The 23,137-nt window shown below is 32.5% G+C and carries 25 protein-coding genes, 2 tRNA genes and 1 pseudogene; 9 read left to right on the forward strand and 19 right to left on the reverse strand.

Annotation, left to right across the window (positions count from 1 at the left end):
* The 9 genes and pseudogenes from ACXJH6_RS05820 to prfB form a co-directional block, all read right to left on the reverse strand.
* Nucleotides 1–558, reverse strand: a pseudogene (locus tag ACXJH6_RS05820) (type II protein secretion system D protein); the annotation flags it as partial.
* Nucleotides 559–939, reverse strand: coding sequence for a hypothetical protein (locus ACXJH6_RS05825; RefSeq protein WP_456470820.1), 381 nt, complete (start codon nucleotides 937–939; stop codon nucleotides 559–561).
* Nucleotides 936–1,541 carry a hypothetical protein gene (locus ACXJH6_RS05830; RefSeq protein ID WP_456470821.1) on the reverse strand — a complete coding sequence of 202 codons (606 nt, stop codon included), beginning with the start codon at nucleotides 1,539–1,541 and terminating at the stop codon, nucleotides 936–938. Before ACXJH6_RS05830 ends, ACXJH6_RS05825 begins: the two co-directional genes overlap by 4 nt.
* A complete protein-coding gene (locus tag ACXJH6_RS05835; protein ID WP_456470822.1) occupies nucleotides 1,538–2,974 on the reverse strand; it encodes a hypothetical protein in 1,437 nt (478 codons plus the stop codon). Before ACXJH6_RS05835 ends, ACXJH6_RS05830 begins: the two co-directional genes overlap by 4 nt.
* Nucleotides 2,974–3,420 carry a type II secretion system protein gene (locus ACXJH6_RS05840; RefSeq protein ID WP_456470823.1) on the reverse strand — a complete coding sequence of 149 codons (447 nt, stop codon included), beginning with the start codon at nucleotides 3,418–3,420 and terminating at the stop codon, nucleotides 2,974–2,976. Before ACXJH6_RS05840 ends, ACXJH6_RS05835 begins: the two co-directional genes overlap by 1 nt.
* Nucleotides 3,421–3,870, reverse strand: coding sequence for a hypothetical protein (locus ACXJH6_RS05845; RefSeq protein ID WP_456470824.1), 450 nt, complete (start codon nucleotides 3,868–3,870; stop codon nucleotides 3,421–3,423).
* Nucleotides 3,867–4,817, reverse strand: coding sequence for a type II secretion system protein (locus tag ACXJH6_RS05850; protein ID WP_456470825.1), 951 nt, complete (start codon nucleotides 4,815–4,817; stop codon nucleotides 3,867–3,869). Before ACXJH6_RS05850 ends, ACXJH6_RS05845 begins: the two co-directional genes overlap by 4 nt.
* Entirely contained in the window at nucleotides 4,811–5,470 is a 660-nt protein-coding gene (locus ACXJH6_RS05855; protein ID WP_456470826.1) for a hypothetical protein, read from the reverse strand. Before ACXJH6_RS05855 ends, ACXJH6_RS05850 begins: the two co-directional genes overlap by 7 nt.
* The gene (prfB, locus tag ACXJH6_RS05860) at nucleotides 5,467–6,567 is read right to left on the reverse strand and encodes a peptide chain release factor 2 (RefSeq protein ID WP_456470827.1); all 1,101 of its coding nucleotides are present in this window, start codon (nucleotides 6,565–6,567) and stop codon (nucleotides 5,467–5,469) included. Before prfB ends, ACXJH6_RS05855 begins: the two co-directional genes overlap by 4 nt.
* A 236-nt stretch (nucleotides 6,568–6,803) precedes the next feature.
* On the opposite strand from prfB, the gene panC reads away from it, so the two are divergent.
* A complete protein-coding gene (gene panC / locus ACXJH6_RS05865) occupies nucleotides 6,804–7,622 on the forward strand; it encodes a pantoate--beta-alanine ligase (RefSeq protein WP_456470828.1) in 819 nt (272 codons plus the stop codon).
* Here panC and ACXJH6_RS05870 read toward each other — a convergent pair.
* Together ACXJH6_RS05870 and ACXJH6_RS05875 are read right to left on the reverse strand one after the other, a co-directional pair.
* Nucleotides 7,613–12,037 (reverse strand): LamG-like jellyroll fold domain-containing protein, encoded by a 4,425-nt coding sequence (locus tag ACXJH6_RS05870; protein ID WP_456470829.1) that lies wholly within the window; start codon nucleotides 12,035–12,037, stop codon nucleotides 7,613–7,615. The two genes, panC and ACXJH6_RS05870, sit on opposite strands and share 10 nt — an antisense overlap.
* Nucleotides 12,030–12,269, reverse strand: coding sequence for a hypothetical protein (locus ACXJH6_RS05875; protein ID WP_456470830.1), 240 nt, complete (start codon nucleotides 12,267–12,269; stop codon nucleotides 12,030–12,032). Before ACXJH6_RS05875 ends, ACXJH6_RS05870 begins: the two co-directional genes overlap by 8 nt.
* A 79-nt stretch (nucleotides 12,270–12,348) precedes the next feature.
* Between ACXJH6_RS05875 and ACXJH6_RS05880 the strand changes: the two genes are divergently transcribed.
* The 6 genes from ACXJH6_RS05880 (at nucleotide 12,349) to ACXJH6_RS05905 (ending at nucleotide 15,897) form a co-directional block, all read left to right on the forward strand.
* On the forward strand, nucleotides 12,349–12,783 hold the full coding sequence (locus ACXJH6_RS05880) for a coiled-coil domain-containing protein (RefSeq protein ID WP_456470831.1): 435 nt from the start codon (nucleotides 12,349–12,351) through the stop codon (nucleotides 12,781–12,783).
* Nucleotide 12,784: 1 nt separating this feature from the next.
* Nucleotides 12,785–14,086 carry a 30S ribosomal protein S12 methylthiotransferase RimO gene (rimO, locus tag ACXJH6_RS05885; RefSeq protein WP_456470832.1) on the forward strand — a complete coding sequence of 434 codons (1,302 nt, stop codon included), beginning with the start codon at nucleotides 12,785–12,787 and terminating at the stop codon, nucleotides 14,084–14,086.
* Nucleotides 14,079–15,062, forward strand: a complete 984-nt coding sequence (tilS, locus tag ACXJH6_RS05890) for a tRNA lysidine(34) synthetase TilS (RefSeq protein ID WP_456470833.1) — start codon at nucleotides 14,079–14,081, stop codon at nucleotides 15,060–15,062. The genes rimO and tilS overlap by 8 nt, the downstream gene beginning before the upstream one ends.
* Nucleotides 14,996–15,691, forward strand: coding sequence for a metallophosphoesterase (locus ACXJH6_RS05895; RefSeq protein ID WP_456470834.1), 696 nt, complete (start codon nucleotides 14,996–14,998; stop codon nucleotides 15,689–15,691). Before tilS ends, ACXJH6_RS05895 begins: the two co-directional genes overlap by 67 nt.
* Before the next feature lie 49 nt (nucleotides 15,692–15,740).
* Nucleotides 15,741–15,817 (forward strand) — tRNA-Ile (locus ACXJH6_RS05900).
* Nucleotides 15,818–15,821: 4 nt separating this feature from the next.
* Nucleotides 15,822–15,897 (forward strand) — tRNA-Phe (locus ACXJH6_RS05905).
* A 76-nt stretch (nucleotides 15,898–15,973) separates the two neighbouring features.
* Here the strand turns inward: ACXJH6_RS05905 and ACXJH6_RS05910 are convergent.
* The 8 genes from ACXJH6_RS05910 to ACXJH6_RS05945 form a co-directional block, all read right to left on the reverse strand.
* Nucleotides 15,974–16,264, reverse strand: a complete 291-nt coding sequence (locus ACXJH6_RS05910) for a hypothetical protein (protein WP_456470835.1) — start codon at nucleotides 16,262–16,264, stop codon at nucleotides 15,974–15,976.
* 100 nt (nucleotides 16,265–16,364) lie between these two features.
* Nucleotides 16,365–16,727 (reverse strand): 50S ribosomal protein L19, encoded by a 363-nt coding sequence (gene rplS / locus ACXJH6_RS05915; RefSeq protein ID WP_456470836.1) that lies wholly within the window; start codon nucleotides 16,725–16,727, stop codon nucleotides 16,365–16,367.
* Nucleotides 16,728–16,810: 83 nt separating this feature from the next.
* Nucleotides 16,811–17,467 carry a tRNA (guanosine(37)-N1)-methyltransferase TrmD gene (gene trmD, locus ACXJH6_RS05920; RefSeq protein WP_456470837.1) on the reverse strand — a complete coding sequence of 219 codons (657 nt, stop codon included), beginning with the start codon at nucleotides 17,465–17,467 and terminating at the stop codon, nucleotides 16,811–16,813.
* Nucleotides 17,464–17,988, reverse strand: coding sequence for a ribosome maturation factor RimM (gene rimM / locus ACXJH6_RS05925; RefSeq protein WP_456470838.1), 525 nt, complete (start codon nucleotides 17,986–17,988; stop codon nucleotides 17,464–17,466). Before rimM ends, trmD begins: the two co-directional genes overlap by 4 nt.
* A complete protein-coding gene (locus tag ACXJH6_RS05930) occupies nucleotides 17,978–18,220 on the reverse strand; it encodes a KH domain-containing protein (RefSeq protein ID WP_456470839.1) in 243 nt (80 codons plus the stop codon). Before ACXJH6_RS05930 ends, rimM begins: the two co-directional genes overlap by 11 nt.
* Nucleotides 18,220–18,471, reverse strand: coding sequence for a 30S ribosomal protein S16 (gene rpsP / locus ACXJH6_RS05935; protein WP_456470840.1), 252 nt, complete (start codon nucleotides 18,469–18,471; stop codon nucleotides 18,220–18,222). The genes ACXJH6_RS05930 and rpsP overlap by 1 nt, the downstream gene beginning before the upstream one ends.
* A gap of 78 nt (nucleotides 18,472–18,549) precedes the next feature.
* Nucleotides 18,550–19,899 carry a signal recognition particle protein gene (gene ffh, locus ACXJH6_RS05940; protein ID WP_456470841.1) on the reverse strand — a complete coding sequence of 450 codons (1,350 nt, stop codon included), beginning with the start codon at nucleotides 19,897–19,899 and terminating at the stop codon, nucleotides 18,550–18,552.
* A 52-nt stretch (nucleotides 19,900–19,951) separates the two neighbouring features.
* Nucleotides 19,952–20,716: an RluA family pseudouridine synthase gene (locus ACXJH6_RS05945; RefSeq protein WP_456470842.1), complete on the reverse strand. Its 765-nt coding sequence runs from the start codon at nucleotides 20,714–20,716 to the stop codon at nucleotides 19,952–19,954.
* Between the two features lie 343 nt (nucleotides 20,717–21,059).
* Between ACXJH6_RS05945 and ACXJH6_RS05950 the strand changes: the two genes are divergently transcribed.
* A complete protein-coding gene (locus tag ACXJH6_RS05950) occupies nucleotides 21,060–21,407 on the forward strand; it encodes a hypothetical protein (RefSeq protein ID WP_456470843.1) in 348 nt (115 codons plus the stop codon).
* Nucleotides 21,408–21,471: 64 nt separating this feature from the next.
* Nucleotides 21,472–23,052, forward strand: a complete 1,581-nt coding sequence (locus ACXJH6_RS05955) for a DUF3373 family protein (protein ID WP_456470844.1) — start codon at nucleotides 21,472–21,474, stop codon at nucleotides 23,050–23,052.
* Nucleotides 23,053–23,137 lie beyond the last annotated feature (85 nt).

Raw genomic sequence — 23,137 nt, forward strand, 5'->3', positions numbered from 1 at the left:
TTTTTCCAAATATTCAGCAATTTCTTTTAACTGTTTTTTATTCCCTGTTACAGTTATAAGTCCCGAGTTTTTATCTATCACGGGAGGTTTATAATCTTTATCTATATTTTTTAATATCTGAATTAAATTATTTTTCAGGTTCTTCCAAAAGTCAAAAGAATACTTTGAATTAACGCTGTTATCCGTCGCATCCAAAGAAGAGCTTCCGCTAAATATATTTGGAATAAAATCGATTGTAAACGTTTTTGTACGATAAAAAGATAAAATAAGTTTATTATCTTTTAAAGTGTAAAAAAGAGGAGTACCCTCAAAAAGGGTATCTAAAAATTCCTTAAAATTAGCATGAGATATATTTACAAATTCAAGATTGTATTTATTTACTATCTCTTTTGATTTTTTATCACTGAAAATAATATTCAGATTACATTCATGTGATAAATCCATTAAAACGCTTTTTAACGGCATAGGTGCGTTTAGAGAAAGAGAGAAAAGTTTTTTATCACATACATTTGCAAACAACACGGATAAAAAAAGTATAATCATAAAAACTTTTTTCACTTAGTTAACCTTTAAAATTTTCGTACCTATAGGAATTTCAAAAATTTTTCCGTTTTTTATAAAAACCACTTTTGTAGGATATATCTTTACTATTTTATTTCCGTAAATCTCATCACCGACTTTATACCACTTTCCGTTAATATATACTTTATCGTTAAAAACCGCATACACTTTTAATATTAATACTTCATGATGAAAGGTTTTTAATTTTTTTTCTTTTTTTACAGGTTTTTTTTTCACTTTTTCATCTTCAAAAGGATTATATTGCACAAAAGGAATAAACTTATATTTTATATTCTCCATCTGTTTTATTTTCCAGATAATACTTTTAACGTCGGCAAATAACCAAATCGCAATAATCGACATTAAAATAATTTTCATTTATAACTCCAGAAATTAAATTCTATATTAAACTTTATCTTATTAGAACTTTTATTAAAATCTACTTTTTTTAAAGTTTTAATACAATAAATCTTCTCTACATCTCTTAAAAAATAAACAATATTAAAAAATTTAGCCGTATCAATATTTCCCTGTGTAATTACATCAAACTGTTTTAAACCTTCTTTTTTCATATCTTTTATAAGATATGAAGAATTTATATCATTCTTTTTAGAATTTTCAAGTACCTTATTCAAAATAGAAAAAAAAGTTTTATCATTTATAATAAGTATATTTGATGTATTAACAAGCATTTCTAAATACTTAAGATTTTCTTTTAAGGTAAAATTCTCCTTTTTTAAAGCATTATAGTTTTTTCTAAGCTTAATAAGCTCAACCGCCAAAACTGTTTTTTGTCTTTTTATTTTTTCTAAAAGAGACTGTTTTGCATTTTCAAGTTTATTAATCTTAAGTTCTAAAATTTCATAATTAACATAATAATAAAAAAGACCTCCCAATAAAAACACCCCAAAATAAAGCATTATCTTATTTTTTTTATCTAATGACCTAAGATATTCTTCTATTTTATTTATTATATTCATTTTTCTCTTTCAAAAGTAATTTCAGATATATATTTACCATCTTTGTTTGAAATTTCTTTAGAATTTACTTTCTTATATTTAAGCAAAAGCAAATCTTTCATAAACAACGCTATAGTAGAAGAGTTGTTATAATCTCCAACTACTACAACCTTAAATTTTTTTTCAAAATAATTTATTCTTTCCGCTTTTAAATGATACTTTTTTAAAAGAGCCGTTATTTCGGCTAAATAATTCGAAAAAGGAAACTCTTTTAAAATATTGTAAAGTTTAGTGACTTTTTTATCTATTTCGTTTATTTTCATCCTAATCATACTGTTTTCTTTTTTCAGTTTTTTTATTTTTTTATTTAAATCTTTAACTTCTTTTTGTGCTTTTTTAAATTGAACAGCTTTTTCATTATATTGAATATTTAAAAGCCTTATTTCTTTTTCAAGTTTATCAATTGTCAAATATTTGTAAGCAATATCTATTCCCAAGATTAATGTTACTATTCCGATTAAAATCACCACTTTTCCAATTTCTGTTTTATAAAAAGGCGGAGGCTTTTTAAAAACGGAAAAATTTAAATTTTCATTATCATAATGTAAAGCATTAAAATAAGTAGCGGTAACATCAAAAGCGTCATATTCACTCTCAATCGAATATTTTTTAAATTCCACTCCGCTTAAACTCCAAAAATCACTAAAAGCTTCAAAAAAACCTTTTATCTCAAAAGGAGAATAAAAATAAATTCTGTCTATTTTCCCAAGCCGATAAAAATTAACACTGTAATTTATAACAGTATTCATTCTCATAAACAGTTGAGAAAAAAAGTTATTTATTTCTTCAAATACTTCTTTTCTCTCATATAAGGAAGATTTCATTCCTTTCTCAGTTAATATCTCAATAACATCGTCTACAGAAAGATTTAAAGTTCTGACAAGAGAAGAAATTTTATTTAGAGCTTTACAAAAAATAAATTTTCCCCCTCTAAAACAGCTCATATAAGCATCATCTTTTGAAAAATAAACAAATATATCTACACGGGGAACAACCTCTTCTATTTCGTAAAAACTTTCAAAAACAAAAGGGCCTAAAGAAATAAAATCTATATATTTATAAGTATCTGTAGCATATTTTACAACAGATTTTAATTTTTCAATATCCACAGCAAAAGCATCTACATAATAAAAATCATCAAAATCCTGAAAATAATAATTAATCTTATATTCTTTTTCATATTCCAAACCGCCTTCGGTGAACACATATTTTTCCGCTTCCACCAAAAGCATCTCTTCATCTAAATTTTTAGGAAGCTTAAAACTGACATGATGTACGTCTTTATATGAAATAGTAGTGGTTGCTATACCTTTTTCTTTGGTAAATTCTTTTCTTTCAATCTTTCCGTTTTCATAAACATATATATACTCTTTTTGTAAATAAACAACTTTCATCACCAAACCTTTACATAACCGCTTATTGGATAAACGGTCAAAATTTTTTTATTATTATCTTCTGTTTTAAGCGTAATATTAAATTCATTATGAATAAGATTACTTATATTTACTTCATCATGATAAATCCTTCCGAAACTGTCAAAACACAATATATCCCAAGGAGAATTTATAGTTGACTTAAAAATATATTTAACCTTATCGCTATCTTTACTTAAATCATCTTTATTTATCTTAAGACACACGCTGTTTTTTTCATCCTCTTTATTCATATCCGCCATAAAACCAAGGGCGTTTGAGCGTTTCTCAAGAAGTTTTTGTTTTAACACATTCGCATCGGATAATAGCACATTTTCACCGTTATAAATATACCCGGCTCCTATAACACTTAATACACCGATAATAATAAGCACAAAAATAAGTTCTATTAAACTAAATCCTTTCACCTAAGGCCTTTGTAAAGTTATTTTCTGAATTCTTATATGTTTGCCAAAATTCCTCGGATTTGAATTATTAGACTCTACAACTACTTTTAACAATACGTTTCCATGGGATTTGTCGGTATCTATCAAAACCGCATTATCACAGTTGTAACCGGCTTCATCGGAATTTTTATAAAAATAGTATCTGAGTATATCCACATCAGCCTTAAACCTTTTTTTTTCATCCCTAAAAGTTATATGTTTAAGACATTTTGAAATATTTCTATCATACCCTTCTATAGCCAATATAGCGTTTTCTATCGCGCTTTGCATAAAAAGCTCGGCTCTCTCCCTCATATAACTATCGCTTACATGCTTTACGCTTATAAAAGATATTTTTAAAATCGCAACTATAAGCGTCGCCATAAGAAGCAGTATCATTAAAGCCGAAATAAGCCCTATTCCTTTTCTCAAAACACCGCCTTTTGTTTAGATACCGTAATATTGATATCGTCTTTTATTTTTTTCATTGTTATTTTAAGTTCCAAATGTTCGTTAACGGCTTTTACTTTAAAAGCTTTTACATTTTCGGCAAGTACCGTAACATCCCCAACTCCACCGTCTCCGCAAAAAGTCTCTCCTTTCCATGGGCGGTAATTATAAAAAAACAAAAGAGTATCATCACTTTCAGGCGCTGAAACCCCGCAGTTCCAATTACTCTTATTTAAATCCCCAAATCTGGCTATAGCGTAAGCACTGTCGGCCAGATAAAATTTAGCGTATATTCTGTTAGGTTTTTCGTCTAAAGTAATATTAGAATCATTAGAGTCGTTTCCACTAGGCTTAATTGAACTTGCCGTAAACACATGATTATGCCCTCCGCCGTGCCATCCAAAAGCGTTTTCGTAATCGTCAAGTACTCCCTCCTCTCCCCTGTCAAAACTCCCGGCAAAAATAATTCCGATAATATTTTCAATACTGCTTGAAATATTAAACTTATGCTTTAAAACATCTTCTATAAAACTTTTATTAAAATCTTTCGCAACCAGTATTTTATTTTCGCTGTCGCTTGCATAAAGGTCTATAAAACCGCTAAGATTTGCTTCCTGTTTGGCGTCGAAAGCCTCTCCTATCCATTCAAGAACGGTATAATTATCATCTTCCGTAATTTCCCCGATATATTTGTATTGAGGTGTAACTGAATAATTATATCCTATAACGCTTAAAGGGACCCTGTAATAAATCATTCCGCTTATCTGGTCAAGCGTCTGCTGTGTTAAAAACTCAAATTCGCTTGTCTTTGTTACCATAAAATTTCTTTTGTAAATTTTTCCTATTATTTCAAACGCGCCTATAATCAAAAAAGTTATAATTATCAAAACAAACAGTATTTCTATAAGCGTAAAACCTCTTTTTACCATGCTTCGCTCTCTATTTTTATATGTCCTATATTCGCCGAATAGTAACTAACGGAAGAAATATTATTGCCTTTTGTATCAACGACGGTAATATAAACTCTTTTTATATTGGTCTTCTCATCATCACTATCGCCTTTTAAAGAAGTGGCGTTAAAATCAAAAACCAATCTATTATTATCTTCATCATAAACCGTTTCATTCCATTCATCCGTATATCCTACCGTAATACTGAGATTATATTCTCCTCTGTAATGCCCATAAATTTTTTCATTATATCCGTCATAACAGTCTATATAATCGCACTCTTTCCCACTCCCTTCAACAGGATTTTCAGTTATATTGTTTTCACAGTTCCTGCTGCCCACAAATCCCCCTATCCTGTATCCCGATGAAGAATTACAGTCAAGCGCTATATTAACAGGATTATTGTCAGGGTCGTGCGCTATAAGAATATCGTCATACTCAACGTTTTCTTTGTCATACTCTTTAAAAGACAAATCTATCATCTTAGCCATCATATTAAAAACCACCTCCTCTTTTAAGGTAGTTTCAAGGGTTTTATTGGATACTATAATAATTTTAGGAATAACGGTAAACGTTATTCCAATAATAATAATGGTAAAAATCAATTCTATAAGAGTGAGAGCTTTTTTCATGACCCGCTTTTTTGTGAAATCAGCACATCTTCTATAATTTCATTCAAATCACCGTCAAGAATATCATCAACCTTTGAATAAGCTTTATTGCTTCTATTGTCTTTTACCTGTTGATAAGGAAAAAGAACGTAGCTTCTGATTTGATGCCCCCATCCCATTTCGTCTTTTGGCTTTCCTTCCTCTTCGGCTCTTCTTTTCTCAAGCTCAAGTTCATAAAGCTTTGATTTTAACATTTTAAAAGCCATTTCTTTATTTTTGTGCTGAGACCTGTCCTGCTGACAGCTGACCACTATCCCTGTAGGTTCATGGGTAATTCTTACGGCACTTTCCGTTTTGTTTACGTGCTGACCTCCGGCTCCGCTTGCACGAAATACGTCTATTCTTATATCCTTAGGGTCTATTTCTATTTCTATATCGTCATCTATTTCCGGAGAAACCTGCACCGAAGCAAAAGAAGTATGGCGTCTTCCGGCACTGTCAAAAGGACTGACTCTAACCAACCTGTGAATTCCGTTTTCAACTTTTAAATATCCGTATGCGTTTTCGCCTTTTATAAGAAGGGTTGCGTCTTTAATTCCGGCTTCATCTCCCGCCTGATAATCAAGCACGTCAACCTTCCATCCTTTTCTTTCGGCAAATCTCAGATACATCCTGTAAAGCATACTCGCCCAGTCATGCGATTCGGTTCCTCCTGCACCCGGATGGATGGTGATAATGGCGTTTTTTTCATCATTTTCACCGCTTAACATAACTTCTATTTCAAGGTCTCTTATTATTTTTTCAAGCTCTTTTACATCGTTAAACACTTCGTTTAACGTCTCTTCATCCTCTTCAATGGAAGCCAGTTCATACATATCTTTATTATCCATTAAAGCTTGTTTTGCTTTTTGATATTTTTCAAGTTTTCTTAAAATAATATTTTTTTCTTTTTGAATTTTTGCCGACTTTTTAGGGTCGTTCCAAAACTCAGGTTGATTTTCCATATTCGTAATTTCATCAAGCCGTTTTTGAAGTTCATCCGGTTTTAAAATGGACTCTATGTTTTTGAGCTTATTTTCCAGGTCTTTTATCAATTCGGTATATTCAAAAGCATCCATACGGTTTGCTCCTTTTATTATTAAAAAATAGTTTTATATAATTCTATCTGGTACTGACTAAATACGCTCAACAAAAGAGCAAATCTTTAAACATTTCGTAAGAGCTAAAAAGTATAAACCGCTACACCTTAAATGCACTTTTTTAACGCTTTTACCGCATTAAAATTTACAATTGTTTTACTTTATTTAGTCAGTGCCCAAAAGTTTTATATAATTCTATCAAAAAAGGTCATCTTATGAAAATTCTAAACTCTCCAACAGAGGCGAAAGAGTACAGAAAAGATTTAAAAGGCTCGGTCGGATTTGTCCCGACTATGGGAGCCTTGCATGAGGGACATCTCTCATTAATTAAAAAAGCAAGAGAAGAAAACGATTATGTAATAGTTTCTATTTTCGTCAATCCAACCCAGTTTCTACCCGGAGAAGATTTTAATAAATACCCAAGAAGACTTGAAGCCGACTTTGAAATATGTAAACGTGCCGGAGTGGACGCCGTATTTACGCCGACTCCCGAAAATATGTATACCGATGACGAAATTTTAATAAAAGCCCCTAAAATAAAAGGGTATATTTTAGAAGGCTTTTACCGCCCCGGGCATTTTGACGGGGTTTTGCAGGTGGTAAACAAACTTTTTAACATAATATCCCCCACACGCGCATATTTTGGCAAAAAAGACGCCCAACAGCTTTATCTTATTAAACAGATGGTAAATAATTTTTTTCTGAACATTGAAATAAAAGAGTGCGATACGGTAAGGGAAAAAGACGGCTTAGCACTTTCTAGCAGAAATATTTACCTAAACCCCGAAGAGAGACAAAGGGCGCTTAGCATAAGCAAAGCCCTGAAAAAAGCGGCAAAACTATCACAAAAAACAACGGATATAGAAGAAATAAAAAAAGAAATGATAAACATCTTAGACGTTGACAAACTCCAATATATTGCTTTTGTGGATAAGGATTTTAATTATATAGATAAAATATATCCCGGCAACACTATTATATTAATAGCCGCTTATGTCGGCAGCACCAGACTTATAGACAATATTTATCTGTAAATTTTCACCCCCCTTCTTTTATTATGTGTTTTTGTAACATTTGCCTCCTTACCTTCAAAATCTCCTCCTCCTATTTCCCCTGCTTCTTTACTTTTTTCCGTTTCCCATGTAACGGTAAAACAAAAGTGGTTTTTGCAGCTGCTGCCGTTACTTATATTATATTCTTCACCAAATCTTGAATACCAAAGCCATTTAAATCTTGGAGACAACAGGTGAAACACCGCAAAATCAATATTATTTCTTTTTATATTTACAATTAATTTTCCCTTTTCAATTTTAACCGAAGTTACATTAACCTCATTTTCGCTTATATCGTTTGATACGGTATAACCGCCTGAAATATTTATTTCCTCAATGCTGATATTTCCGTCAATATCTTTATGTAAAGTATTCATAAACCAGTTATATTCCACCTCTTTGGTATCTGATGGAAGCAGCGGGTCGTCTGCGTCTTCGGCATATATTAAAAACGTCATATTCGCTTCCACATCGTCTTGAGTAGCCAATATATCTTCGGTATTTATATTTCCGTAATAAAATCTCAGATTAGTATCAGGGGTTGTTTCGCCGCTTACGTTATTCTCATCAACAACTCTTATTTTAGTGACATTAACTTTCAACGGATTAATAGGATTTGAAATATTTTTGTCAAAATTAAAATAAACAACTATTTTAGTACTTCCTTTATTATCAACGGTAAAATTACTTTCCTTATATTCTATGGAATACTGAGTCTCACTCTCAACGCTTATATTGTTTTCTGTACTGTTAGTATCGTTGGCATCCGTATAAAAATAGATTAAATTATTAAAATTGTCGGTATGGGAAAGTGTATTCGTAATATTTATTTCAACAGGCTTAGCAGCACATAAAACATTATAATTTTCCGTTGTTTCATTATCTTTATTCTCTGCTGTAATATTAATTTCCATTAAAGAATATACGTTTAAATCCCTGTCAAAATAGGTAAAATTATTATCAACATCAAAATCTCTTATACTGCTCTCTATTTTAAAATGGTCTGGAATTATACCTATAATCTCAGAATCGGGACTTATAAACCTTTTGGTATCGTTTGTATCGTCCTTATCGACATTTGCAAACTCGCTTCCGTTTATCTCTTTTATTGTAATATTAAGGTCGCTGACCTCGTCATATTTTAAGGTTATATTTGCTTCACCGTCTTTAAAAACCCCGCCGCTTATTTTTTCAAGTGTTCCTGTTTTACAGTTTGTTTTCGTTTCATTATACTCCAAATCCGCACTTTGACCGTTCATGTAAATACTCTCATTATAATCTTTTGCAGGATTACCGTTAAAATCAAGGGCCTTTACCGTAACGTTAAATTCTTCACCGGCTTTAATCTTATCCGGTATATTAGTTATTTTAAATTTCTCGGGCCTTACGGCAAAATTATCGCTTGAATTACTCTCATTACCGTCGTTTACTGGACAGGAAACGTCTTTGCTTTCTTTCCACTGAATATTTATCCTTGCATCGTTTAAAGCCTTATCAATAACAAATGTTACGTTTTCTTCTGTTTTGTTACTATTCCAAAAACTTTTATTCCAATCGCCATAATAATTATCAGAAACTACCCTAGTACAAACCGTTCCGTTAAACTCCTGAAAATTGCTTCCGTTTTCATCCAAAGAAGCAACGGTTATTACAAACGTTTTTCCAACTATTTTTGTAGTAATGTTTCTGTCGCTGATATTATGGTCATCGTTCCATGCATCAAACTTGTATGTTTTGCTTTCTTCCTCACAATTAGGACAGTTTCTGTTAGTACCGTCTGCGTTTTTACCCTGATTTTCATTATTAAAAATATCATAAACATCACCGCTGCTCAAAATCCCGTCATATAATTTAACCTCATCCATTATACTTCCAATTGTTTCTTCATCTGGATGGTCAGTAGAAGTTCCTATATATTTCACTTTTCCTTTTGTATGAGTTCCAATTTTTGTTATTTCTTTAGCATCAATATACAAAATGGTTTCACTTCCCGTTGAAACAACCCCTATATGATGCCATCCGTTTTGTTTATCTATCTTTTCTTCCTGCGTATTTTTATCGTTATCATAAACTCCAAAATAAAAATCACCGTTACTCGTATCTTTTGCAAAGTAAGCCAAATCCCCATCCCCATCAACACTTCCAAGCACAAAATAGTATTTCCCGTTTATATCTTTGTGATTATCGTCATTCAAAGGAAAATTAACCCAACCCACAAAACTCCATGTATCATTCAAATCAGGATAGTTTTGAAGTTTTATATATTTATTATTTTCAGTAGAAGTTCCGTTTAAGTCCCCTCCTCTGCAAAGCTTTGCTTTTATTGTATTAGCACCATTCACAGCCGTGGCATTATATTCATTTAATTCATCTTTTATTTCATACGTATTAATATCACTGTCCCATTCACATTCGTCCATTCTCCATTCAGTTAAAGGAGTAGGAGGATAACAGACATTGCAATCCCTTTTTTCCCCTTTATAATCATACCCTTCTTTTTCTTTTAAATAAATTTTCATAATATCCGCTACACGTAAAACTTTTTTAAAAATTTTAAACTCATCAACTACCCCACCAATTGACTGACCGTAAGGACCGTTTCCGGTATCATAATCGGAATTAAAAAGAACTGATAAATTATCATCGGTTACGGCATAATCAATTCTGTTTTCATATTTTCCGTCTATATAAAGTTTTGTACTGCTCCCATTTACCACAAAACTTAACATATGCCATCCGTCCAAATCATCAGGAAACTCATTCCAGCCTCCATTGCTACCACTCCCTACAGCCCAAATCCAGTTTCCAGAAGGAGTTAAAGTTAAATAAATAAAATCCTCACTGCTTCCGTTTCTGTCAGCAATGTTAAAATATTTATTTCCGTTATCATCATTATGGACATCATCATTTAAAGGAAACTTAAGCCACATATTAATTGTATATCTATCTTTTAATTCAATAGGATTTTTAGGTATAAGATAATAATCGTTAATTAAATTACCTCCCCTACATATCACCTTATCACTTACCGTATCGGCTCCGTTTTGTGCCGTAGCATTATAATCATTCCCACCACTTCCAAAGTTTTTAATTTCATATGTGGTATTATCGTCATCCCATTTACACTCATCCATATGATAATCTATAAAAGCATTCGCTAAAACAACGCAGTGAGATTGCGGATAGTTATCATACCTTGGAACATCGGGAACTTCATACTTTTTATCCCCCTCGGCATCGCTCCAATAATTTCCAATGCTTCCATTATCAAAATCGGCATCTTTGTCTCTGCTGTTTGCCTGCTTTTCATTATTAATAAAACAGTTGTAATAAATATCAAAATTTCTTAATTTAAAATCATCTAAAAGCCAAAGTCCATACTCTTTTCCGTCTTTAAAAATATTATCTTTTATATAATCCCCGTTTGAACAATCACTTACCCTAATCCCATAAGAATAAGTATCAAAATAATTTCCCAATATTTTAATATCCCCCTGCACCTTTTTTAAATATAAGGCTTCATATTTCATATTTTCAAAATAGCTGTCCCTTAAAGTAAAATTTCCATCAATCGTCCCATTTATCCAGATACCGCTCCCTCTGTTGTTGGCATTAAAATAAGAGGTATAAACTTTAAAATTATTGGCTTTATCAAAACCAATTCCCGCGGCACTCTCATTTTCAACATAAAACTTACAACCATCTACTTTATAGTTTTGAGATTTATTTCCAAACCATACCGCATTGTTTTTAGAGTGAAACTCACTTTCTAAAAGCCTTATATACCCTGTAGGCTCTTCTGCATAAAAAGACCAGTTTTTTGCATAAATTTTTGAATTTTTCAAAATAAATTTTTTAGGATAATAAATAACAATTCCGTTATCTGAAGCGTTTATTTCAATATTATCAAAAGTAGATTTTTGAAAAGTATTGCCCTCTTGTCTTATTCCATCCCCTTTTGAAACAATTTTTAATTTATTAAAACTAAAATTTTTACCTTGGTCTATATATAAAGCCGTTGCGTTACTGTCTTGTTTTATGGTAATGCCACTTAAAACAATATTATTTCTATTACCACTGTAAATAAATATTTCATTTCCACTATTATCATAAACAATTACATCATCAGGATTTAAAGTTGTAGAATTAATTTCCAAGTCTTTATCAATAAACAAATCACTCTCATTATATTTATCAGGACATATCTTTATAGCATCTCCACTGCTACTTGCATCTATTGCATCTTTTATCGTGCTTTTTATGTCTGAACTTGTTACAAGAGTTTCATCACATACAGTACATAAAAATAAAACACAACTTGGATTTTTATCAACATAATATGTAGCAGAATAAGAAAAAGTTATCAATAAAAAAAAGATAATAAATATTTTATGCAATTTTAAACCCTACCAACAATATAACAACTCCCCATAAAAGAGGCATAATGATTTTTAAATACCCATTAAATCTTTTATAAAAAAACCAAAAAAGATATAAAACAAACAAATTAAAAAGGGTAAAAAAGACGTATTTACCAAAATAATTCAGCCCTTTGTATAAAATATAATCTATTTTATAAAGCCCGTAAAGTCCGATAATCAATCCAAGTATCAGTCCAAGCCTCTCCATATACGCTCCGTTTAACTTTTAATTAAAAAATATCATTTATTATAGCACAATTTGATATAATACATAAAAAAGGCAATCAATGTCTCCAAACCCTAAAAACATAATCAAAGCAATACTCAGCAATGATAAACTGACAGAAGACGAAAAAAGCGAAATAGTATCCGAACTTATAGAGGGCATAAACAGTGAATATCCGGAGTTGAAATACCATGCAACAAAAAGCGACGTAAAAGAAACAGAATTAAGACTTACAAAAGAAATTGAAAACACCAGAAAAGAAATAAAAGAACTCGACGTCAAACTTTCAAGGGAAATCAAAGAACTTGACGCTAAGCTTACAAAAGAAATTGAAAACACCAGAAAAGAAATAAAAGAACTCGATGTCAAACTCACCAAAGAAATAGAAACATCAAAAGTTACGACTATAAAGTGGATAGTCGGAATGTTTATAGCTCAAACTTCCATAATCATAGGAGCTATATTAGCATTTGCCAAAATGTTTACAGGACACTGACATGAAAAAACTGTATTTAGCCTCCCTTGGATGCGTAAAAAATCTAATAGACAGCGAAGTAATGCTTGGTAAGCTAAAAAAAGAATACACCATAACAGACAATCCAAACGAAGCCGATTTGATTATCATAAACACATGCGGATTTATAAATCCGGCCAAAGAGGAATCAATAGATACAATTCTCGAACTTGCAAACGAAAAAAAAGAAAACGCCAAAATAGTGGTTACAGGATGTCTCAGCGAAAGATATAAAGACATACTGCCCGAAGAAATACCGGAAGTAGATATCTGGACCGGGGTTGGGGATTTTGGAAATATAGACAAGGTAATAAAATCAAATAAAAAAAAGTATTTTACTCCAAAGGTTTATTTAATTCATAATGATGAAAGAGTAATCACGGGCAGCAGTTATCACGCATATATCAAACTCAGTGAAGGATGCAATCAAAAATGCGCCTTTTGCGCTATTCCAAACTTTAAAGGAAGACTTCAATCAAGACCTGTTAAAGAAATTATAGACGAAATTAAACGCTTAAAAGATAAAGGCTTTAAAGATTTTTCCCTTGCTTCCCAGGACTCAAGTTCATACCTTAGAGATTATGGTATCAGGGACGGGCTTGAGAGATTAATTGATGAAATAGATAAAATCGAAGGAATTACGGTTAGAATACTGTATCTTTATCCGGCCACCACTACAAAAAGACTTGTAAAAAAAATATTACAATCAAAAAACGTTCAAAACTATTTTGATATACCGATACAGCACATTACTCCAAGAATGCTTAAAATTATGCGTCGCGGAGGAAGCGTAGAAAAATTAAAAAAACTTTTAGATGAAATGAGAAAAGATTTCAGTTTTGTAAGAACTTCCGTAATTGTAGGACATCCGGGAGAAACTCATGAAGATTTTGAAGAACTCAGAAAATTTTTGGAAGAATATAAATTTGACAGGGTAAACGTATTTGCCTATTCGGACGAAGAAGACACAGCCGCTTTTAAAAGAAAAGACAAACTTCCCGATGCCGTTATAGAGGCAAGGGTAAAAGAGATGGAAAAAACCGTTCAAAAAACAACTATAGAGTCGCTTAAAAAATATCTAGATAAAACCTGCGAATGCTACATGGACGGACTAACAGATGACGGGTTTTTTTATTCGGTACGCCCGAAACTCTGGACTCCTGAAGTTGACGGGGATATTTTAGTTAATGAAAGCGAAATTGAAAATCTTAACGTAGGAAATTTATATAAAGTAAAAATAACCGAACTTGCAAAAAACCAGTTAATAGGAAAAATAATTGGCTAAAAATCTTTTAGCTTTTTCAGGAGGGGTTGATTCAAGCGCTCTTTTTTTCTGGCTTCTTGAAAAAAATATTCCTTTTGATTTGGCAACAGTAAATTACCACACCCGCCAAACTAGCCATGAAGAAGTCGAATATGCTAAAACGCTCGCAAAAAAATACAATAAAAAAATATTTATCAAAGACTGCAAACTAAATAAATTCAGTGAAAAAAAAGCAAGGGACTGCAGATACGGATTTTTTGAAGAAATTATAAAAAAACACGGATATGACACTCTTATTTTAGCCCATCAGTTAAACGACAGATTTGAATGGTTTTTAATGCAGTTTGGCAAAGGTGCAGGACTTAAAGAACTGATAAGTATGGAAAAATGGGAGGAGAGAGAATTTTATAAAATATATAGACCTTTTTATAATGTATCTCGTAAAGAAATTATAAAATTTTTACATAAACGTAACATTAATTATTTTATAGACGAAAGTAATTTTGATAAAAAATATAAAAGAAATTTCATAAGACATGAATTTTCCGACAAATTTATCGAACTGTTTGAAAACGGGGTTAAAAAAAGTTTTGAATTTTTAGAAGAAGATAAAAAACTTTTGGTCGATTACGACTGGCACAAGATAAAAGATTTATACTTTTTCAAAAAATCCATTCCTCAAAAAGACATAAAAAAGATTGACTTAATTCTAAAAAGATTGGGGATTTTACCTACAAAAGCCCAAAAAGATGAAATTTTAAGAACTGATTTTAACTGCGTAGTCCAGGGTAAAATAGCCATAGACTCAAATAAAACCAATATATTTATATCCCCATATGTTAAAATTCCTTTATCAAAGAAACAAAAAGAGTTTTTCAGAACCAACAAAATTCCGCCAAAAATCAGAGGATATGCTGCAAAGGAAAAATTATGCGATATGTTATATACGGAGATGTCCACGGATGTCTTGAAGAATGGGAAGAGCTTAGAAAACTGATTCCCAAAAATTCATGGGAAATAAGCGTAGGAGATATTTTAGATAAAGGGCCATATCCTGTAGAAGCCCTGCGTTACGCCCAAAAAAACAAAATTTTTACCATTATGGGCAACCATGAATATAAGCACATAAGAAAATACTGGGGAAGAAAAGTCCAGCTTGACGAAGACCAGCAAAAAGTTTATCCTAAATTAAAACAAAAAGATTTTGATTTTATAGAATCAATGCCTTTTTTTTTAAAATTTAATCACCTAACAATTGTACATGCGGGTATTACAAACAGAATAAGACTAAACAACCCTCCTTTAAATATTATGACCCTTCTTCTGTTTTTAAGAGAAGTGGACGAAAACGATAAATTTCTGCCTCTTGACCATAACTATCCAAACGCCAGATATTGGGCGGATACTTATAAAGGACACGAAGGTTTTGTTGTTTACGGTCATAATCCTTTTTTGGAAGTCAAAAAAAACAGATTTGCAGCGGGAATAGATACAGGATGCGTTTATGGAAATAAATTAACCGCAATAGTAATTCCAAACTCCCTAAAACCTTGGGAATACGAAATAATTCAGGTACCTGCCAAACAAAAATACGCAAAACCTCATGCACCTTTACAAAATTCCTAAAAAAACCCTTGCTTTTTTTCTAAAAAATTTATATAATTTCAACCCACAAGGACCCGTAGCTCAGTTGGTTAGAGCAACCGGCTCATAACCGGTTGGTCGCAGGTTCGAGTCCTGCCGGGTCCACCACCAAGCCTCGGTAGCTCAGTCGGTAGAGCAAGGGACTGAAAATCCCTGTGTCGGCGGTTCGATTCCGTCCCGAGGCACCATTTTTATAATCTAACTATTGCTCTCAGACCCCATTATTTAATAACAAAAGTTAAAAAAGGATAATAAGATTATCCTTTAAATTAACTTAATTATAGTTCCCTGTCCTAAAAAGTCCACAACTTCCTGTCCGTTTTTGTCTTTTGTTGTTACAACTTTAACATCTATGTTTTTTACTCCGTCAGCTTCAAGCTCCTGAGCCTGCTGCTGTAAATAGATAATTACTTCTTTCATACCGTCCGTAGGATATACGCCGTTATAAAGTTTTTCACTTTCAATTCTTACCCCGGCATATGCGATTGTTACACACTCATGAGGTTGCTGAACTTCTCCGAAACTTAAAATCATATTTTCAATATCTCTTGCCATCTCTCTTCCTTTTTTTTGGAAACTATTATAACATAAATCTCAAAAATAAAAAAATCCTTTGACACTTTATATGAGTTAAAATAAAAAAAAGAGGAAAAGATTAGTCTCTTCTTTCTTTAATTCTTGCTTTTTTACCTGTTTTTCCTCTTAAGTAATAAAGTTTAGCTCTTCTTACTTTACCTTTTCTTACTACTTCGATTCCTGCAATTGAGTCGCTGTAAAGTGGGAAAATTCTCTCAACTCCAATGTTGTTGGCACCGATTTTTCTAACCGTAAACGTTTTACCGGCTCCCGTACCTTTAATCGCGATTACAACACCTTCAAAATTTTGAATTCTTTTTTTCTCGCCCTCTTTAATTTCAACCGCTACCCTTACGGTATCTCCTGGTCTGAATTCAGGAATATTTTTCGATTTTTCCTCAATTTGTTTAGCTTCAAAAGCTTCAATAAATCTGTTTCTCATTATCTCTCCTTTGTGCCATTGGCCACTTTTGGGCATTCACACTTAATTTTTGAAGTGAAATTATACTAAAATTTTAAAATATTTCAAACCAAATCAGGTCTGTGAAACTTCGTTTTCATAAGTGAAGCTTTTTGTTTCCATTCAGAAATTTTTCTATGATTACCGCTTTTTAAAATTTGCGGTATATCTCCCATTTTAGAAAACTGGGGAGCTTCAAGCAGATTATCGTTAAAACTCTCTTCTTCCAAAGAAGCAATATTGCCAAGAACACCTTTTATATTTCTAAGAACGCTATCGGCAACAGCCAAAGCACCAAGTTCTCCTCCTGTTAATATAAAATCCCCTATACTTATAACTTCATCGGCAAAATCCTCTATAAGACGTTCGTCAAACCCCTCATATCTGCCGCATACTAAAAAAAGTGTTTTTTCCTTAGAAAACCTAATAGCGTCCTTTTGATTATATCTTTTACCTACGGGCGTTAAAAAAACCGTCTTAGCCTCAGGATACCGGATTTTATATTCGCTCAAAGCTTCTCTTAAAGCAACATTGTCAAGTATCATTCCAGCTCCGCCCCCGGCTATTTCCGTATCTACTTTTTTATGTCGGTTTTTAGCAAATTCCCTAAAATTAACAACTTCTATTTCAAATATTTTTTTTTCAATAGCTCTTTTTAAGATAGAATCTTCAAAATAAGGTAAAATTAATGAAGGAAAAAGAGAAAAAAAAACTATTTTCATTTTAAAGATTCAAGAATATCAAGGGCGCCCTGCGCTTCAATTTTTTTGTTTTTTATATCAACGTCTTTTACATGACGCTTAAAATCGATAAGAAATCTTTTAGGATAACCTTCTTTTATAAGGGATTCATCCGTATTAATAACAAGATAATCAACATCGGCTCTTTCTATCTCTTTTACCCTGCCGAGTTTTTTCCCGTTTTCATAAATTTCGCAGTTTTCTATATCAAACCAAAAATATTCGTTTTCTTGAAGATTAATATTTTTTCTTGTCTCTTCTTCCGTAGTATAAAGCTGTCTGTTGGTAATTTTTTTAGCGTCTTCCGGAGTATCGATACCTTTTATTTTAACAAGACCTCTTTTTAAATCTATTTTTTCGATAGTCAAATCTTCCCTGTCTGAAGAAAAAGTAGCCCCCGGCGTAAACTGTTCGGGAAAATCGGTAAGAAGATGAATTTTCTGCCATCCTCTTACACCATGACTTTTCCCAAGTTTGGCAATAGGAATTTTTTTATTCTTCATACGCCTTCACCGTTATCTTATAATTTTTATCCTCTTTTGCCCTGCATCCGCTGATAACCATTTTAATGGCCTTAACCATTGAACCGTTTTTTCCGATAATTCTACCTACGTCCGCTTTTTTGGCATATACGACTATTTCATCAAAATCTTCGTGAGGAATCAATTCGCTTTTTATCTTTTCAGGCTCAAAACTCAAAAGCTTTGCATATTCTGTTACAAAATCAACAACCATTAAACGTTAGCCGTTCTTTCTTCGTAAATCTTTTTAAGTTTAGAAACCCTCTCACTCATTTGAGCACCGTTTCCAAGCCAGTAATTAAGTCTGTCCATATCTATTTCTATAGTTTTAGGATTTGTTAAAGGATTGTAATATCCGATTACTTCAATCCAACCTGAATCTCTTCTTTTTCTGCTGTCAGTCGCAACTATTCTATAAAAAGGTTTCTTTTTTCTACCAAATCTCGCAAGTCTAATTTTTACCACGCGAATCTCCTTTAATTTATTTAGTTTTTTATCCCGCCCTAACCTACCCGTATATTTTTAGTGTGAAATTTTAATCAATTATTTAGGAAATTTCAAGCCCTGAGTCATTTTCATAAGCTCATTTATATCAGGAATTTTTTTACCGGCAAACTTTTTGGCCATTTTAGCGGCATTTTGAAACTGTTTGTTAATTCTGTTAACTTCCTGAACGCTAAGCCCAGCCCCTCTTGCAATTCTTCTTCTTCTGCTAGCGCTCTCTTTTATAAGATGAGGATTTTCTCTCTCTTTTTTAGTCATAGAATTAATCATCGCCTTAATCTTTTTAATTTCGCTTGAATTTTCCAAATCTATCTCTCCAAGCTGTTTAAGCATACCTCCCATTCCGGGAATCATAGAAAGAAGACTTTTCATACTGCCAAGCTTTTTCATCTGTTCAAGCTGTTTTAAAAAATCATCGTAATTAAACTGTCCTTTTTTAAGTTTTTTTGTTAGTTTTTTAGCCTCTTTTTCATCTATTACGGCACTTGTTTTCTCAACAAGCCCCTCAATATCCCCGGCACCCATAATACGGCTGACAATTCTCTCAGGCATAAAAACTTCAATATCCGCAATTTTCTCTCCCGTTCCTATAAACCTTAAAGGTTTACCAACCTGATGAGCGATACTTAAAGCCACTCCTCCTTTTGAGTCTCCGTCGTATTTTGTAAGAATAACCCCTGTAATGTCAAGCTTTTCATCAAATGTTTTTGCGGTGTTTATCGCGTCTTTACCGGTCAAAGAATCGGCTACGTAAAAAATTTCGTCTGGGTTTATCTCTTTTTTCATTCTTACAAGCTCATCCATAAGCTCTTCGTCAATTGCCAGACGACCGGCTGTATCTATCAAAACAACATCATAAAAACCTTTTTTTGCCTCTTCTACGCCTTTTTTAGCCACCTCAACGGCATCCTTTGCGCTCTCGTCATAAAAAATATCCAAATCGTTTGCCTCTGCAAGCTGTCTTAACTGTTCAACCGCCGCTAGTCTTTGAAGGTCGGCGGCAACCATTAATACCTTTTTCTTTTTAAACGTTTTAAGATAATTTGCAAGTTTTGCCGTGGTGGTCGTCTTACCGCTTCCCTGAAGACCTGTCATCATAACAACAGTTGGAGGTTTTGGGGAAAATACAAAACCGTAATTCCCCGGAGCCGTTAATATATTTTTAAGAGCCTTATCAAGAGCCTTTAAAAAGTTTGCTTTTCCTATTCCGGCTTTTTTTGTTTCAAGTTCAACTTCTTTTAAAAGCTCTTTTACCGTTTTAAAATGAACATCCGCTTTTAAAAGATTTTTTTTAAGCTCTTCAAGGGCTTTTTTTAAAGCTTTTTCATCATCTTTCATTCTGATTTTGTTTATAGCGCTTTTAAATCCTTCGCTTATTTTTTCAAACATAAAAACATCCTTTTATATCCGCTATTTTTTTTAAGGGATTTTATCATATTTTTTATTTTTTCTTCTTTTTTCTGGTATTGTCGTTTTGCTCCTGCATTTTAAAATCTCTAGGTTCGGGTGATTCAAACTCGTAATCGAATATCTTAAATTTGTGATGATGAAGCATAACCCTTTTATAAGGTTCGCCTCCGTATTTTTCATCGCCTATAATAGGATGGTCCACGGCTTTTAAATGGGCTCTTATCTGATGGGTTTTACCTGTATGTATTACGGCTTTGATTTTAGATTTCGTTCTAAACGCCAAAACAGGTTCAATCTCCGTGACCGCTTCTTCCCCCTCAGCACTGACTTTGGCAAAAGCGCCCGATTTTGTTTTAATAACCTTAATAGGCAAATCTATCGTCTCAGGCTCCGCTATTATTCCGCTAACCCATGCAAGATATTCTTTATAAACATTTTTATTTTTAAATTCCTCAATTGCTTTTTTCCTAAAATCCTCATTTTTAGTCATTATCAAAATACCGCTGGTTTCTTTATCAAGCCTGTGCAAAAGAGGCAGTTTGAATTTTTTAGAAATTTCTTCGCTGGTAACATAAGGAGGTTTATCCACAACCAAAATATTTTTATCTTCAAAAATTTTTTTAGGTTCAGGAATTTTTTCTATTTTAAAACGGGTATTTACAGGCAAAAGCCCTCTTGCTATTTTTATTTTCCTGTCATGGGTATATACAAGTCCCCTGTCTATCAGTTCTTTTGCTCTTCTGTTTGAAATGCCTTCCTGTTTTGCCAAAAGAACATATGCTTTTTCTTTTTTCAATTGTTATCCTTTTATTTTAAAATGGCACTGACCAAATAAAGTGAAACAACTGTAAATTTTATTGGAGTAAAAATATTTAAAAATTTGCTCTCTTGTTGAACGTATTTAGTCAGTACCTTTCAATATTATGTTATTATATCAAAAATTTGTTATAATTTTTTCTTATTTTAAGAAAAGTTTAAGGTTTTAAGAGTTACAATACTATTGATGAATGAAAGTTCATTTATGTTCTTTGTAAAGAATTTGTCAGTAAATGAGAATTCAATTGTCCTTTTTTAAGCAAACTTTAAGAAAAAAAGGGCTATAATTTGAGGTCATTAAAATTAAATTAAAAGGAGATAATATGAAGTTAGCAAAAATTTTAGTAGCTGGAGCGGTAGTTGCCGGTCTTAGCGTTAGTGTAGCCATGGCTGATTACAATAAAGGTTTTAAATATTACAACAAATACGTAAAGAAAAAATCTCATGTAAAATCTACTCAGCTTATTAAGATTTTAGGTGTAAAAACAGTAGATGAACTAAAAGCCCTTTTTAAAGACAACGGAAAACCTCTTGTTGAAAAATTAAAAGCGGCAGGACAGGAAAAAGCTGCAAAAGGTATCGAAAAAATTATCAAAAAAGGAAAACTTAAAGACCTTGAAGACTTCTTAGTTGGAATTATGCAAGGTAAAATTCCGGCAGGATGTTCGTAATCTTCCCTCTTTTTCTTCTTTTTTTTCACAATAAAACCAAAATAAAACAATAAGGAGTGTAAAAATGAAAAAGTTATTAATATCAACTCTGGCAGTAGGAGCTCTTTTTGCGGCACCAAGTGTTGAAGAGCTTCAAATGCAGCTTCAAAAACAGATGGAAATAATTCAAAATCTTCAAAAACAGATACAAGAACTTAAAAAATCTCAAACTGAAACTAAATCTTTAAAAGAAGAAGTTCAGCAAATTAAAGAAATGGCTGTAGAAAATCAACAAAAAATTAATCCTATTGAAGCGAACAACCATTTATTTTGGAGTCTTGATTTAAGAACCACTTATGACCACATTTACGAAAGAACAACAGACGGGATGGGAGTAACCTCCGTTCAATCAGACCCGATGAGCGGTAAATCAACATACACTTTCAATCCTGTAAAAGGCAAAAAGACAAGAAACAATATTTTTACAAACAGAGTAATTTTAACGGGAGTATATAAACCAAGCGACAACTTAAAAGCAACCGTTAGAATTCAGGCAAATAATATGTTTGGAAACAACGACGCCACAAATATGATGACAAATCCTTTCCAAAATGTTCCATGGATTGCAAACGAAACTCCTGACGATATTAATGTAAGACTTAAAGAAGCATTTTTCAATTATCATTTCGGACCTGAAAACGCATTAATGTTCAGCGCCGGAAGAAGACCCGCAACAAACGGATTTCCTGCCAATTTAAGAGAGGGAGACGCGCCTTCAAGTCCATTAGCGCATTTAATCAATATGGAATTTGACGGTTTCAGTTTTAAAATAGGAAACGAAGCACTGCCTGATGCTCTTCAGGACTATGGAACATGGATTAAATTCTGTGCTGGAAGAGGATATTCAAGCGCGACCGGAAAATGGCCAAGCGACTTTTCAGCTCCGTATTCCAAAAACGACGCTTTAAAAAATATGGATTTCGCAGGATTTATTTTAGTTCCATATGATGACGGACAATATTCTTTATGGACAGAAACAGTGTGGGCATGGCATGTACAGGGATATCAATTTGATATTACAGGAGTAAATTCTACAGGTACAGAAATGAACGCTACGGCATCAATGCAGGATTTTGGTGACTATTTTGGAACAAATATCGTATTTAAAGCAGACGGTATAGGTGACGGCATTAACGACTTCCTTGACGATACAAAAGCTTTTGTGTCTTTTGCATACAGCAAAACAAAAGACAATGGAACAGATATTATTAAAAACTATCCTACTCCTGCGGGATTAGTTAATATACCTTCAGAATCACATTCAGGACACAGCTGGTGGATAGGGGCTGATATGCCGGGCTTTGTTGATAACGACAGATTTGGAATTAATTTCGTTAAAGGAAGTAAATACTGGAGAAGCTTCACATACGGTGAAGATACTCTTGTAGGAAGCATAGCGGCTGTTAGAGGTAAAGCATATGATTTATATTATCATCACCAAATTGCGCCTCACTTCACAGCAGGATTAAGATACACTTATATAAAATACGATTATCCGGGAAGTGACGGATTTTTCGGAGTTATGATGAATCCTGATATGGCCAAAATGTTCTCATACGTAGACAAAGCAACTGATATAAGAGCTTATATCAGATACAACTTTTAATAAGTTTTTCTTATAACCTCCTCTTTTTGGAGGCTTATTAATATATCTTTAATATAATACATTTTGTAAAACCTAAAAAGGAGAG

The organism is Caminibacter sp. (genome assembly GCF_053999135.1).